This is a genomic window from Spirillospora sp. NPDC048819, assembly GCF_040650055.1.
In the GTDB taxonomy this organism is placed as follows: Bacteria; Actinomycetota; Actinomycetes; order Streptosporangiales; family Streptosporangiaceae; genus Spirillospora.
Window position 1 is genome coordinate 61750 of the sequence record NZ_JBEZGN010000013.1, and the last position, 13932, is coordinate 75681.

At 70.8% G+C, this 13932-nt stretch carries 15 protein-coding genes; 1 reads left to right on the top strand and 14 read right to left on the bottom strand.

Annotated features, from left to right (window positions below):
* Positions 1-3 precede the first annotated feature (3 nt).
* The 3 genes from AB0C35_RS19350 to AB0C35_RS19360 all read right to left on the bottom strand — a co-directional run bounded on the left by AB0C35_RS19350 (position 4) and on the right by AB0C35_RS19360 (position 3586).
* Positions 4-834 (bottom strand): methyltransferase domain-containing protein, encoded by an 831-nt coding sequence (locus tag AB0C35_RS19350; RefSeq protein WP_358457517.1) that lies wholly within the window; start codon positions 832-834, stop codon positions 4-6.
* Positions 835-955: 121 nt separating this feature from the next.
* Positions 956-2590 carry a response regulator transcription factor gene (locus AB0C35_RS19355; RefSeq protein ID WP_358457520.1) on the bottom strand — a complete coding sequence of 545 codons (1635 nt, stop codon included), beginning with the start codon at positions 2588-2590 and terminating at the stop codon, positions 956-958.
* Positions 2591-2680: 90 nt separating this feature from the next.
* Positions 2681-3586, bottom strand: a complete 906-nt coding sequence (locus AB0C35_RS19360; RefSeq protein ID WP_358457523.1) for an SDR family oxidoreductase — start codon at positions 3584-3586, stop codon at positions 2681-2683.
* 83 nt (positions 3587-3669) lie between these two features.
* On the opposite strand from AB0C35_RS19360, the gene AB0C35_RS19365 reads away from it, so the two are divergent.
* Complete coding sequence (locus AB0C35_RS19365; protein ID WP_358457526.1) at positions 3670-4242, top strand: TetR/AcrR family transcriptional regulator; 573 nt, start codon at positions 3670-3672, stop codon at positions 4240-4242.
* A 71-nt stretch (positions 4243-4313) separates the two neighbouring features.
* On the opposite strand, the gene AB0C35_RS19370 is transcribed toward AB0C35_RS19365, so the two are convergent.
* The 11 genes from AB0C35_RS19370 to ectA all read right to left on the bottom strand — a co-directional run bounded on the left by AB0C35_RS19370 (position 4314) and on the right by ectA (position 13768).
* Positions 4314-5450: a nitronate monooxygenase gene (locus tag AB0C35_RS19370; protein WP_358457529.1), complete on the bottom strand. Its 1137-nt coding sequence runs from the start codon at positions 5448-5450 to the stop codon at positions 4314-4316.
* Positions 5451-5485: 35 nt separating this feature from the next.
* Complete coding sequence (locus tag AB0C35_RS19375) at positions 5486-5869, bottom strand: OB-fold domain-containing protein (protein ID WP_358457532.1); 384 nt, start codon at positions 5867-5869, stop codon at positions 5486-5488.
* Positions 5866-7032, bottom strand: a complete 1167-nt coding sequence (locus tag AB0C35_RS19380; protein ID WP_358457534.1) for a thiolase family protein — start codon at positions 7030-7032, stop codon at positions 5866-5868. Before AB0C35_RS19380 ends, AB0C35_RS19375 begins: the two co-directional genes overlap by 4 nt.
* A 168-nt stretch (positions 7033-7200) precedes the next feature.
* Positions 7201-8157 (bottom strand): ectoine/hydroxyectoine ABC transporter ATP-binding protein EhuA, encoded by a 957-nt coding sequence (gene ehuA / locus AB0C35_RS19385; protein WP_358457536.1) that lies wholly within the window; start codon positions 8155-8157, stop codon positions 7201-7203.
* Positions 8144-8797 carry an ectoine/hydroxyectoine ABC transporter permease subunit EhuD gene (gene ehuD, locus AB0C35_RS19390; RefSeq protein WP_358457538.1) on the bottom strand — a complete coding sequence of 218 codons (654 nt, stop codon included), beginning with the start codon at positions 8795-8797 and terminating at the stop codon, positions 8144-8146. The genes ehuA and ehuD overlap by 14 nt, the downstream gene beginning before the upstream one ends.
* A complete protein-coding gene (ehuC, locus tag AB0C35_RS19395; protein WP_358457540.1) occupies positions 8797-9513 on the bottom strand; it encodes an ectoine/hydroxyectoine ABC transporter permease subunit EhuC in 717 nt (238 codons plus the stop codon). Before ehuC ends, ehuD begins: the two co-directional genes overlap by 1 nt.
* Before the next feature lie 6 nt (positions 9514-9519).
* A complete protein-coding gene (gene ehuB / locus AB0C35_RS19400; RefSeq protein WP_358457542.1) occupies positions 9520-10413 on the bottom strand; it encodes an ectoine/hydroxyectoine ABC transporter substrate-binding protein EhuB in 894 nt (297 codons plus the stop codon).
* A gap of 106 nt (positions 10414-10519) precedes the next feature.
* Positions 10520-11428, bottom strand: coding sequence for an ectoine hydroxylase (thpD, locus tag AB0C35_RS19405; protein WP_358457545.1), 909 nt, complete (start codon positions 11426-11428; stop codon positions 10520-10522).
* On the bottom strand, positions 11425-11820 hold the full coding sequence (locus AB0C35_RS19410; RefSeq protein ID WP_358457547.1) for an ectoine synthase: 396 nt from the start codon (positions 11818-11820) through the stop codon (positions 11425-11427). Before AB0C35_RS19410 ends, thpD begins: the two co-directional genes overlap by 4 nt.
* An 84-nt stretch (positions 11821-11904) precedes the next feature.
* Positions 11905-13167 (bottom strand): diaminobutyrate--2-oxoglutarate transaminase, encoded by a 1263-nt coding sequence (gene ectB / locus AB0C35_RS19415; RefSeq protein WP_358457550.1) that lies wholly within the window; start codon positions 13165-13167, stop codon positions 11905-11907.
* 52 nt (positions 13168-13219) lie between these two features.
* Positions 13220-13768 (bottom strand): diaminobutyrate acetyltransferase, encoded by a 549-nt coding sequence (gene ectA / locus AB0C35_RS19420; protein WP_358457553.1) that lies wholly within the window; start codon positions 13766-13768, stop codon positions 13220-13222.
* Positions 13769-13932: the final 164 nt, after the last annotated feature.

Genomic DNA, 13932 nt, shown 5'->3' on the forward strand with positions numbered 1-13932 from the left:
TTCTCATTTCGTGCCGGTCCCGACGTTGATCTCCGCGTGGAGCACCGCGCCGGGCTCACCGCCGGAGCGTTCGCGCAGGAGCCCGTCCAGCACCCGGTGCACGTCGCCGCGTTGCCGCGCGGTCAGGCCCGCGGCGAGCCGCGCCCCGATCGGATTGCTGGCCGTGACCATGTTCCACAGGTGCGTCGCGGACTCGGCGGGCATGTCCCAGGTGATCGTGTCCACCGTCACGCCCGTCAGCCCCGCCGCGGCGAGGCGCTCCCGGAAGAGGTCCGGGTCGGCCAGGCGGAAGGGCGGCGGCGGTTCCATCGGCGGCATGGCCGCGGGCGCGACCGCCTGGACGGCGCCCATGAAGAATCCGAGGAACTCGGCCTTGTGGAGCGCGCCGAACGCGACGACGAGCATCTTGCCACCGGGTCTGGTGACGCGCACCATCTCGGCGAGCCCGCCGCTCAGGTCCGGAAACAGCGACACCCCGTGCTGGGACGCGGACACGTCGAAGGCGCCGTCCGCGAACTCCAAAGACCGGCCGTCCATGACCCTGCCCTCGATGTTCGCCAGGCCCTCCTTCGCGGCGCGGGCGGTGAGCCGCTCGATCATCGTCGGCGCGATGTCGGTCGCCACCACGTCCGCCCCCAGACGCGCGGCCGGGATGCTCAGCGCGCCGCTGCCGGCGGCCACGTCCAGGAACCGTGCGCCGGGGCGGATGCCCAGCGGGCGGAGCACCGCCTCCCCGTGCCGCATGTTCCCCGGGGTGAGGAACTCGTCGTATCCGGGCGCGATCGTGTCCCACGCGCCCCGGATCTGCTCCTGGCCCGGTGTCTCGGTGGTCATGCCCTGCCTCCCTGCTCATCGGCATCGCCTGAGGCGAACGTAGGCGCGGGCGGACCGGCGTCGCTTCGGGCGGATCGACCAAGCCGTGCAGGGGCCGACATGGGTGATTTCGTGTAGTCGGCTACAGCAGGTCGTGCTCGTAGGCGAAGGCCGTGGCGGCCGCACGTGACGACAGGCCGAGCTTGGTGAAGATGTTGGCGACGTGCCGTGCCACCGTCTTGTCGCTGATCAGCAGCGTCTCGGCGATCTGCCGGTTGGTCGCCCCGGTGGCCACCAGCCGCAGCACCTCCAGCTCCCGCGGCGTCAGTCCCCCGGCCGCGCTCCGCGGCGCGCCCGCCAGTTCCCACGCCTCCGCCAGGGCGGGTGCGGCGCCCAGGTCCTCGAAGACCCGCCGGGCGGCGTCCAGCTCCAGGTCGGCGGTGTCGTGATCGTTCAGCCGGCGGCACGCCCTGGCCATCCCCAGCCGCGCCCGGGCCGCCTCGTACGGTGCGTCCAGCTCCCGCCAGGACGTCCAGGCCCGGCGCAGCGCGGAGCATGCGCGGGCCGCGTCGCCGTCGGCCAGCAGCACCGTGCCGCGCGCGTACTCGACCAGCGCGCGCAGGTAGGACGAGTCGAAGACCGCGGCGATGTTCCCCAGTTCCCCGGTCGCCGTCCGGGCCGTCTCGACCTCACCGGCGGCCAGCGCGATCTCGGTGTACGCGGCCAGCATCCGGGCCCGCTCCACCACACCCTCGGTCTCCTCGACCACCCGGCGCATCGCCGCGACCGCGTCGCCGACCCGCCCCTGGGCCAGCCGCAGCAACGCCAGTCCCGGTTGCACCGGATGGCCCGAGCGGCTGGCGCGGCGATAGGTCTCCTCGGCCCGGGCGAACTCGCCCCGCAACCGGAGCAGTTCGGCCTGCTGGTAGAGCGCCATCCCCAGGACCGGGTCGCCGGGCGGGTCCGACAGCCGCTCGCAGGCCCGCCGCGCCTCGTCCATCGCGCCGGTCCACTCGCCGCACATCTGCATGATCTCCGAGCGATGCACCAGGCACTGCCCGCGGAACGCCGTGAGGTCCTCCTGGGCGTCGCACCAGCGGCTCAAGGCCGCGGTCCACTCTCGTGCCCGCCGCAGGTCGAAGACACCCCGGCAGGCGACGATGACGCCGCAGTAGACGATGCCCGCGGCGATCGCCGACACCTCTCCGGCGGTCACCGCGACCATCACCTCGTCCAGGACCCGGGCCCCCCGCCTCGCCTGCCCTCCGGCGATCAGCGCCTGACCGCGGCCCAGACCCCCGAGCGCACGCAGGTCGGTGTCGCCGAACCGGTCCGCGATCTCCACGATCCGGTCGAACTCGGCATACGCGGCCGCGGGGTCACCGCCCTCCAGGGCCCCCAGCGCGGGCGGAATCCGCAGGTACCCCCGTTCGGCGCAGTCCAGCCCCGCCTCGTCCAGGACGCCCTGAGCCCGAGCGAGCCACCCGCCTCCGCGCGCGTGATCCCCGTGCTGCATGAGGACGAGAGCGAGCCAGAAAGCGCACCGGACCGCGCGGGCGGGACGGCCGCATCCGAGGAACGCGACGTGCGCCCGCTGCCACGCGTCGGCCGCGGCGTCCATCCGGCCGGACAGGTATGCCGCCGTCCCCATCATGGTGAGGTCTTCGGCGTCCAGTGAGCCTCGCTCGTCGGCGGTGGAAAGCGCGGCGTGCGCCGTCGCCCACGCCTGCCGCCCATAGGCTTCGCGACCCTCCTCCACCGGGTCGTCGATCCTCATCGGACACTCCCGCCGTTGCCTGTCCGCGCTGGTACGGGGCGTACACGTCAGCGCAACGATATCGCGCGGGCCCCGGCGGAGCCGGCGGCGTCAGCGTGTGGCGGCCGCCTGGAAGTAGTGCCCTTCGTCGAGGTCGGCCAGCAGACCGGCGTGCCGGGGCCTCCACCCGAGCAGGGCGCGGGTGGCCGTGCTCGTGGCGGGAACATCGGCTGAGACCAGGGCGCCGAGCCAGCCGAAGTGCCCGGCCGCGTCCTCGGCGGCGATGCCCTTGACGGGGAGGCCCAGGTGCCGGCCGATCACCTCGGCGACGTGACGGAGCGGCACCCCCTCGTCGTCGACCCCGTGCAGCCGCGACCCGGCGGGCGCCCCTTCGAGGGCGAGCCGGACCAGGTGCGCGGCGTCCAGCCGGTGGACGGCGGGCCACCGGTTCGTCCCGTCGCCGGCGAACGCGGCGACGCCGCGGTCACGCGCGACGCCGATGAGGCGGGGGATGAAGCCGTGCACGTCACCGGCGCCGTGCACCGTCGGCGGAAAACGGACGGCCGCCGACCGGACGTTCCGCCCGGCCATGGCGATCAGCTCCTGCTCGGTCACCCCCCGGGGACCCGCCGTCCGAGGGTCGCCCTCATCGGCCTCCGTCACGGTGCGGCCCGGCGCGAAGCTCGTGCCGGACGCGATGATCAGCGGACGCCCGGAGCCTTCGAGTGCGGCGCCCATCGCCCGCACCGCACGCAGGTCGGTTTCGGCCGACGCGGTGAAGTCGGTGAAGTCGTGCACGAAGGCCATGTGGACGACGCCGTCCGCCGCCGCGGCCGCCGCGCGGAGACCGTCCAGATCGGCGAGTTCACCGCGGTGAACGGCGACGCCGGCCGCCTCGAGCGCGGCCGCGGAAGCGTCCGAGCGGGCAAGGCCGACCACCTCGTGCCCATGGTCGAGCAACTCGCGGACGACGCCGGAGCCGATGTTCCCGGTGCCACCTGTGACGAAAACGCGCATGGGTTTCCCTCCCCTTCGATGTCAGTCACTGTCATCACAGTAGCGCACGATGACAGTGACTGTCATCGCGCTACACTCGGGAGGTGGGCCGATGGCAGCCGGATGCGCGTGGACGACTTGAGCGGGCGGCTCTCGAACTGTTCGGCGAAGTCGGGTTCAACCAGGCCACCGCGGCCGGCATCGCCGCACGCGCGGGCCTGACGGAACGCACGTTCTTCCGGCATTTCGCCGACAAACGCGAGGTGCTGTTCGGGGGAGCGGGCGAACTTCAGGAGCTGCTCGCGCGGGAGGTCCGCGACGCGCCCCGCTCTCAGGCCGCCCCGCTCGACGCGATCGCCGCGGCACTCGAAGCCGCCGGCCCCGTGTTCGAGGAGCGCCGCGCATTCGTACGGCAACGCCAGGGCGTCATCGCCGACAACGTCGAACTCCAGGAACGTGAGCTGATCAAGCTCGCCAGGCTGTCATCGGCGCTCGCCGGCGCCCTCCGCGACCACGGCGTCCCCGACTGGCCCGCGACCCTGGCCGCCGAGACCGGCGTCGCGCTCTTCAAGACCGCCTTCCAACGCTGGATCGACGACCCCGACGCCCGGGAGTTCGCCCCGCTCGTCCGCCGGTCGCTCGCCGAACTGAAGGCGGTGACCGCCGACAGCCTCTGACCGCTGCCGCGGAGTCGCGGGTGAGGGCCGCGGTCGGCGCGGACGGCGGCGCGCGCCGAGCCCCGCGGCGTTCAGTATTCGCCCGTGATGGTGTTGAGGCGCTCCACGGCGTCGGCGAAGTCCCCGACCATGTCGTAGACGACCTGGCGGGCGGGCTTGACGGTGTTCATGAGGCCGACGCACTGGCCGACGAAGTAGTTGGCGAGCTGCCGTGCGCCCGGGTTGCCGGACTCGGCGATCTTGGTGATCTGCCGCATGGCGCCCTCGGCGACGATCATCTGGAGGGGCATGCCGAGGGGGCCGGGGCTCGCGGGGCCCTCCCACTCCTCCGTCCAGGCGGAGCGGAGCTGGCGGGCGGGCTTGCCGGTGCGGGAGCGGGAGCGGACCGTGTCGCGGGACGTGGCCGCGAGCATCTTCTCCTTCACCGGGCCGGAGGTCTCCGCCTCCTCGGTGGTGAGCCAGACCGAGCCGCACCAGACGCCGGACGCGCCGAGGGCCAGGGCGGCGGCCATCTGGCGTCCCGTGGCGATGCCGCCGGCGGCGAGGACGGGCACCGGGGCGACGGTGTCGACGACCTCGGGGACGAGGACCATCGTGGAGATCTCGCCGGTGTGGCCGCCGGCCTCGCCGCCCTGCGCGACGATCAGGTCGACGCCGGCGGCGACCTGGCGGCGGGCGTGCTCGGACGTCCCGACGAGCGCGGCGACGGGGATCCCGGCGGCCTTCGCCTTCTCCACCATGAGCGGGGGAGGGGTGCCGAGGGCGCTGGCGATGAGGCCGATGGGGTGGGCGAGCGACACGTCGATCAGCTCGGTCGCGCCCTCCTTGGTGACCTGGGTGCCGCCGCGCGCGTTGGACCGCTTGGCCTGCTCGAAGTCCGGCAGCGGGACGTCGTACTTGGCGAACAGGCCGGTGAGGAAGTTCCAGTGCTCGTCGGGGATCGCGGCGAGCATGGCGTCGAGGCCGCCGCCGCTCTCCGCGGACTTGTCGATCTTGCCGGGGACCAGGACGTCCACGCCGTAGGGGCGGCCGTTCACGTGGTCGTCGATCCAGCGCAGTTCCTCTTCGAGGCGGTCGGGGGTGTAGGCGACCGCCCCGAGGACGCCGAAGCCGCCCGCGTTGGTCACGGCGGCGACGACGTCGCGGCAGTGGCTGAAGGCGAACAGCGGGAACTCGATGCCGAACCGTGCGGAGACCTCGGTGTTCATGACCCCAGACGCTAACGGACCGAATGGCGTTCGGTCTAGGGGTGGAACAGGACGTAGGACTCGCCCTCGTCCGGGTGCACGAACGCCGCCCGGACGGGGAGGCCCTCGCGCAGGGACGCCGGGTCGACGCCGTCCAGGCGGGTGTGCAGCCAGGGGCCCTCGGCCAGCTCGACCAGCGCCAGGTGGGCAGGGGGCTGCCCGGCGTCCCGGGAATGGGTGACGGTCCAGGTCACCAGGGTCGCCTCGCCGCTCGCCTCGGCCCAGCCGAGGTCCTCGTTCCCGCAGCCGTGGCAGCCGGCCTCATCCGGCGCGAACCAGCGGTCGCACGCCTCGCAGCGCCTGATGACGAGCCGCCCGGCGGCGGCGCCGTCGAAGAACGGGTCGGTGCGGCCGTCCCGCCGCAGGACTCCGATGTTCATGCCCGGTCCCCCTTCTCGTGCGGGCTGACGATGAGCGTGGAGTGGTGGTCGAGGATGCCGCCGTTCCCGCTGACGAGGATCACGTCGTTGGACGGGGCCTGCCGCCCGCCGCCGTCCCCTCTCGCCTGGATCACGGCCTCCGACAGCGGCGTCATGCCCCACATGTAGTACGCCGAGAGCTGGCCGCCGCCGGTGTTGGTCGGCAGCGACCCGCCGGGGCCGAGCGCGCCCGACGCGGCGAACGCGCCGCCCTCGCCCTTCGCGCAGAACCCGTAGTCCTCCAGCGACACCAGGACCGTGTAGGTGTAGCAGTCGTACAGCTCGCACACGTCGACGTCGGACGGCGTGATCCCCGCCATCTTCATCGCCGTCGCCCCGGAGGAGACCGCGCCGGTCGTCAGGCCGAACTCGCTGCCGCGCTCCTTGCGGTGCCCGGGGTGTCCCTGCCCCCAGCCCCACAGGTGGACGGGCGGACGGGCGAGGTCGCGGGCCCGGTCGGCGCTCGTGACGATGACGGCGATCGCGCCGTTGGAGACCAGGCAGCAGTCCAGCAGGTGCAGCGGCTCCGACACCCACCGCGACTCCTGGTGGTCGGCGAGCGTGATCGGCTCGCGCATCTGGGCGAGCGGGTTGCGGGAGGCCCACTCGCGGGTCGAGACGGCGATCGCGCCGAGCTGCTCGCTGGTGGTGCCGTAGCGGGTCATGTGCCGCTGGGCGGCGAGGGCGTAGAACGAGTTGACGCTGCGAAGCCCGAGCGCCGCCGTCATCCCGCTGAACCCGTACCATTCGCGGGCGTCGCGGTCGTACGCCGAACCGGCCGGCTTCTGCGGCTTCAGCGGCGCGTCGGCGAACACGCAGGCGACGGTCGTCGCCGAGCCGCTCAGCACCGACATCGCCGCGTGCGCCAGCATCGCGCCGGCGGTCGCGCCGAACGCGTTCATGAGCGAGAGCAGCCGCAGGTCGCGGAGCCCGAGCGTGCCCGCCAGCTCGATGCCCGGAGAGCCGCCCAGGCCGTGGCTGACCAGCAGCCCGTCCAGGTCGCCGAGCGTCAGCCCCGCGTCGGCCACGGCGAGCCGGACGGCGTCGGCGGCGAGCCGCCGCGGGCTGCGCCCGTAGACCTTGCCGAGCTCGGTCATCCCGAGCCCCACGATCGATGTGCCCATCACTGCACCCTCGCCCCTCCACGATTCACCCGGCCACGGTACCGAATGGCGTTCGGTGCTCTCGATGGCGGGTTGATCGCGAGACCGGCGAAAAGCCGCCCGCGCCCCCGGGGCGACGGGGACGCGGGCGACGGGCCGCCTGCGGGAGGCCGGTTCAGGGCCGTTCGGTCACGAAGCCAGGACCGCCTGCAGGAAGTCCCGGGTGCGCTGCTCGGCCGGCTCGCCGAAGATCTGGTCCGGGGGACCCTCCTCGACGATCTGGCCCTGGTCGAACATCAGGACCCGGTCGGAAATGTCCTTGGCGAAGGCCATCTCGTGGGTGACGCACAGCATGGTCAGATCGCTCTGCCGGGCGATGTCGCGCAGCAGGTCCTGGACGCCGACGACGAGCTCGGGGTCCAGGGCCGAGGTGACCTCGTCCAGCAGCAGCACACGGGGCTGCATGGCGAGCGCCCGCGCGATCGCCACCCGCTGCTGCTGGCCGCCCGACAACTGGGACGGATGAGCGTTGATCTTGTCGGCGAGGCCGACCAGCTCCAGCAGGTCCCTGGCGCGTTCGAACGCCTCGTCCTTGGACACCCCCAGCACGCGCACCGGCCCCTCGGTGAGGTTGCGCAGCACGTTCATGTTGGGGAACAGGTTGAACTGCTGGAACACCATGCCGACCTGCTTGCGCATCTCGTGCAGGTGCTTCTGGTTGGCCGGGACGCGCTTGCCGCCGCGCTCCATGTGCCACAGCGTGTCGTCGCCGATCCAGATGACGCCCTCGTTGAGGGTCTCCAGCGTCATCAGGAGCCGCAGGATGGTGGTCTTGCCCGACCCGCTCGGCCCGATGAGCGTCACCCGCTCGCCGGGCTCCACGTTGAAGTCGAGCTCGCGGAGCACGACGTTGTGGCCGAACCGCTTGACCACCTTCTCGAAGCGGATGCCCGGCGCGCCGCCGCGCGGAAGCTCCGCGGCGGGCCCGCCCTTCTGCACGTCGCCCTTCTGCGTGGAGACGCCCTTCTCCGTCGGGACGTCCTTCTCCGTGGAGGCGCTCTCATCGGCCGCGACGCCCTTCGGGGTCGGATCGCCCTCCGGGTCCTGGGGCGTCGGGGCTTCCGGTGTGGTGTCAGTTGGTGGCATAACGCCTCTCCAAGCGGCGGACCAGTATCGAGGATATGACGCTGACCACGACGAACAACAGGCCGACCATCGTCATCGGCTCCAGGAACTGCCCGTTCACCGACCCCACCTTGTTGGCGGCGAAGAGCAGTTCCGCGACGTTGATCGCGAACAGCATCGGCGAGTCCTTGAACATCGCGATCAGGTAGTTGCCCAGCGTCGGGATCACCCGGCGGATCGCCTGCGGCAGGATCACGTCCAGCCACACCCGCGACTTCGGCAGGTTGATGGCCGTGCACGCCTCCCACTGCCCCTTCGGGACGTCGGCGATGCCTGCCCGGTACACCTCCGCCGTGTAGGTCGAGTAGTGGACGCCGAGCGTGATGATGCCCGCCGTCAGCGGTCCGATCGTGATGCCCCAGGCGGGCAGGACGAAGAAGACGAAGTACAGCTGCGGGATCAGCGGCGTCGACCTGATGAACTCCGTGACCCACCGGACCGTCTGGTTGACGGCCGTGTACGGCGTGCGGCGCAGCAGCGTCCACACCAGGCCCAGGAGCAGGGCGAGCACGTAGCCGACCAGCGTCGCGATGACGGTGTAGCGCAGCCCGTCCAGCAACTCGGGAAGGATCTCGCCCGTGTATTCCCAGTTCCAGGTCATCAGCTCGCCACCCCCGCTCCGGGAGCACCGGCCGCGATCGTGCTGAGCGACGGCTCAGTGGGAAGCTTGCGGCCCAGCATCCGGTCCACGCGCCGCTCGGCGTAGCGGACGAACAGCTGCAGCACCTGCGCGATCACGAAGTAGAGGATCAAGGCCACCGAGAAGGCCGCGATGGTCTCCCCGCTGCTGCCCTGGATGTTCTTCGAGACGCGGGTCAGGTCGACCAGGCCGACCAGGGACACGATGGCCGTCCCCTTCATCAGCTCGATGATCAGGTTGCCGAAGGGCGGCAGCATCAGCGCGAAGGCCTGCGGCAGCAGGACCCGCCGCATCCGCTGGAACGGCGTGAAGTTCAGCGCCACCGTCGCCTCGTACTGGGCCTTCGGCACCGCCTTGATCGAGCCGCGGACCACCTCGGCGCCGTAGGCGCCGACGTTCAGGCCGAGTGCCAGCACGGCCGCCACGATCGTGGTGAACCGCAGCCCGATCAGGGGCAGCGCGTAGAAGAACCAGAACAGCAGCACCAGGGTCGCGTTACCGCGGAAGAACTCCACGTACACCCTGTTCAGGACGCGTACCCCGGCGTGCCGCGAGGCGCCCGCGAGACCGAAGATCAAAGCGAGCACCAGCGCGAGCGCGCCGCCGAACACGGTGAGCCGGAAGGTGAGCCACGCGCCATCGAGCCACTGGGGGTAGCTCTCGAGGACGTCCGTCACCCGGGATCAGCCCTTGCAGAACTTCGCCGCGGTGTCGTCCGGCCCGGGCATCTCCGCCTCGGTGAACCCGAACGGCTGCAGGACCGGCAGAAGCTGGTTCGCCTGCTTCAGCTTCGCGAGCTCGTCGTTCCACGCCTTCAGCAGGTCCGCGTCGGCCTTGCGGAACGCGAACGCGCCGGCGCCGAGCTGCTCCTTGCCGTCGATGACCGGCGTGAACGCCTCGGTCACCTCGTAGCCCTCGCCCTCGTGCTTGGACAGCAGGTCGGCCAGGGAGATGCGGGTCAGCCAGATGCAGTCGATGCGGCCGGCCTTGAGGCCCTCGAAGGCGCTGGCCTGGTCGGCGAAGGTCTTGATGTCGTCCTTCTTGACCCCGGTGCTCTCGGCGTAGCCGGCCTCGACGGCGCCGGTGAGCACGCCGACCCTCACGCCCTTCTTGCCCGGGTCCTCGGCGGTCTTCAGGCCCTCGGGGTTGCCCTCCTTGACCATGAAGGCGCTCTTGGCGACGTACTCGGGGTTGGCGAACGCCGCGGAGGCGCAGCGCTCCGGCGTGATGAACATGCCGGCGGCGATCGTGTCGAACCGCCTGGCGTTGAGCCCGGCGATCAGGCCGGCGAAGTCGACCTGGACGCCCTTGACCTCGTCGATCCCGAGCTTCTTGAAGATGACGCGCGCCAGCTCGGGCGCCTCACCGGTCAGCTTGCCGGACTTGTCGGTGTAGCCGTAGGGCGCCTCGTTGGCGAAGCCGACGGTGATCGAGCCTGCACTCTTGGCCTTCGCCAGCGTCCCGCCGCCGGCGAGCTCCTCTTCCGGATCCGTCGTGGAGCAGCCCGCCGCGGCCAGCGGTACCGCGGCGGACAGCAGCACGGCGGTGCGCAGGAAGTCACGTCTCGAGGAAGTCATCATCGAACTCCTGGATGGGTGTGCTCCCGCGCCCGCGGGGAGCCGCTACGGCCCCCCGCGGGCGCGGGAGCAGGATGGGTCGGGGTTATCGAATTGTTGTGTTCATTCAGCCGCCCACGGGGGTGAAGTCGCGGGCACCGATGAACTCCGGACGCGGGGCGGGCGCCGAGAAGGGCTCGACGCAGGTGTTCTCGACGCTGTTGAAGACGATGAACACGTTGGAGCGCGGGAACGGGGTGATGTTGCCGTTCGAGCCGTGCATGCAGTTGCAGTCGAACATGGTCGCAGAGCCCGCCGGCCCTGTGAACAGCTCAATCCCGTGTTTTTCGGCAAGGATCGACAAGCTGTTGGGATCGGGCGTCCCGATCTCCTGTCCGCGCAGGGACTCCTTGTAGTGGTCGTCCGGGGTCTCCCCGACACAGGCCACGAAGGTCTTGTGCGAGCCAGGCATAATCATTAGCCCGCCATTGTGCACGAAATTCTCGGTGAGCGCGATGGATATGCTCACCGCGCGCATCCGCGGCATGCCGTCCTCGGCGTGCCAGGTCTCGAAGTCCGAGTGCCAGTAGAAGTCCTTGCCGCTGAACCCCGGCTTGTAGTTCACCCGGCTCTGGTGGACGTAGACCTCGGAGCCAAGGAGCTGCCGGGCCCGGCCGACGACGCGGGGGTCGCGCACGAGCCGGTCGAAGACCTCACTGATCTTGTGGATCTCGAAGATGGAGCGGACCTCGTCCGAACCGCGCTCGGTGACCGTGCGCTCGTCGGCCAGGATCCGCGGGTCCGAGGACAGCCGGCGCAGCTCGGCGCGGTAGTCCTCGACCTCCTCCGGGGAGATGAGCTGGTCGACGGACAGGAATCCGTCGGCCTCGAACGAGTCGAGCGTCGCACCGTCGATCGGCCCGTCCTCCGCGGCGCCGTGCACGACAGGGTCCTGCCGGTACAGCAGCGCCGCCTCGACGCCCTTCCGGGTGGGGTAGGCGTCGCCGATGGTCGGATGGGACTCGATGATGCTCATGCGTCCTCCTCTGTCAGCAGCGGGTACACACCGTTCTCGTCATGGACCTCCCGGCCGGTGACCGGCGGGTTGAACACGCAGACGGTCCGCACGTCCGTGTGAGCCCGCAGGGTGTGGTGCTCGTGCTCGTCCAGCAGGTACATCACGCCCGGCTCGATCTTGTGCTTCTCGCCCGTCTCGTCGTTGGTCAGCTCTCCCTGGCCCTCGATGCAGTAGACGGCCTCGACGTGGTTCGCGTACCACATCCTGGTCTCGGTTCCCGCGTACAGGATCGTCTCGTGCATCGAGAAGCCGACGCCCTCCTTGGCGAGCACGAACCGGCGGCTGCACCACGTCGGTGCCTGCACGTCGCGCTCGGTGCCGATGATCTCGTCAAGGGAACGAACGATCATGAATCTCCTCTTTCCGGCTGTGCCCGGCGCCGGGCCCGCGCGGGGCCCGGCGGTTCGGGCGGGGGTTCGCTCAGGTCGTCCGGCTCAGACGGCGACCTTCTGGCGGACGGCCTCCAGCGAGTCCGCGATGATCTCCAGGCCCTGGCCCAGTTCGGCCTCGGTCGTGGTGAGGGGCGGCAGCAGCTTGACCACCTCGCCCTCCGGGCCGGAGGTCTCCATCAGCAGCCCGCGCTCGAACGCCTCGGCGCACACCTTCGGCGCCATCTCGGCGTCGTGCATCACCAGGCCCCATGCCAGGCCGCGGCCGCGGACGGAGTCGACGGCGCCGGCGTGCGCGAGCGCGATCGACTCCAGCGCCGTCTGGACCTGCTGGCCCTTGGCGAGGGTCTGCTTCTCCATGTCGTCGCCGGTCCAGTAGTCCTCCAGCGCGGCGACGGCGGTGACGAACGCGGGGTTGAAGCCGCGGAAGGTGCCGTTGTGCTCGCCCGGCTCCCACACGTCCAGCTCCCGCTTCATGAGCGTGATCGCGAACGGCAGCCCGTAGCCGCTGAGCGACTTGGACAGGCAGACGATGTCCGGGGTGATCCCGGCCTCCTCGAAGCTGAAGAAGGACCCGGTGCGGCCGCAGCCCATCTGCACGTCGTCGACGATGAGCAGGATGTCCTGCCGGCGGCACAGGTCCTGCAGGCCGCGCAGCCACTCGGCGGTGGCGACGTTGATGCCGCCCTCGCCCTGGACGGTCTCCACGATGACGGCGGCGGGCTTGTCGAGGCCGCTGCCGCTGTCCTCCAGCATCGTCTCGAACAGCAGGAAGTCGGGCGTCCTGCCGTCCAGGTAGTTGTCGTAGGGCATCGCGACGCCGTGCCCGAGCGGCACGCCGGCCCCGGTGCGCTTCATCGAATTCCCCGTGACGGCGAGCGCGCCGAGCGTCATGCCGTGAAACGCGTTGGTGAAGCTGACGACCGTCTCGCGGCCGGTGTACTTGCGGGCGAGTTTCAGGGCGGCCTCGACCGAGTTGTTGCCCGCAGGGCCGGGGAACTGGATTTTGTAGTCGAGCGCCCGCGGCTGGAGCACGTACTCGTTGAACCGTTCCAGGAACTCCCGTTTGGCCGAGCTGTACATGTCCAGGCTGTGCACGATCGCGTCGCTCGCGAGATAGTCCATCAGCCGGCGTTTCAGCTGCGGGTTGTTGTGCCCGTAGTTGAGGGTTCCGGCGCCGGCGAAGAAATCCAGGTAGCTTTTCCCGTTCTCATCGGTCATGTGGCTGCCGCGCGCGGTGGTGAACACCGTGGGCCAGCCTCGGCAGTAGCCGCGGACTTCCGATTCCAGGCGGGCGAAAACGTCCATGTCTGCCTCCAGGCAGGTTGGTGTGGGGGAGCGGACGGGGGAGTGGAGTGGATCAGTTCGCGTCGGTGATCGGGCCGATCCGGAAGAGCACCTCGGGCTCGTGTCCCCCCTCGGGGAAGTGCTCCGCGCCGAACAGCGGGCTGCGGGCGAGCTCGCACCCGCGGTCCCGGGCGAACGACTCGAACATAGCGGTGGAGGCGGTGTTGTCCGGCGTGACCGTGGCCTCCATGAACCGGTGGCCGCGGGGGACGAGCCGGTCGGCGAGGTTGTCGAGCATGCGGCGGGCCAGGCCCTGGCCGCGGTGGTCGTGGTCGACGGCGACCTGCCACACGAAGAACGTGTCGGGCCGGGACGGGCGGACGTAGCCGGTGATGAAACCGCAGGGGGCGCCGGCGTCGCGCGCCACCACTGAAGTGTCCGGGAAATCGCGGCACCAGAGCGTGTAGCTGTACGGCGAGTTGACGTCCAGGACGCGTGAGTCCCGGGCCATCCGCCAAAGCTCCGGGCCGTCGGCGAGGCTCGGCTCCTGGAGTTGCACGTCCGCGTTCGTCTCGTTCACGTCCGGGCGTCGGGTCGGTGATTCCAGGGGTTGCGCTGCCATGTCCAGGCAACTTAGCGAATCTCGCACCGTGATCGCAGAGGAATGTTATCTGCGAGATGTTTAGCGCCTTGCCGCACTGGGTAGGGTAATAGGCTTTGTCGAATTCAGTGCAATTCCGAGCGGGCCCGCGCGGGCGGTCGTCCGCATTTCCCCGTGCTACGCAG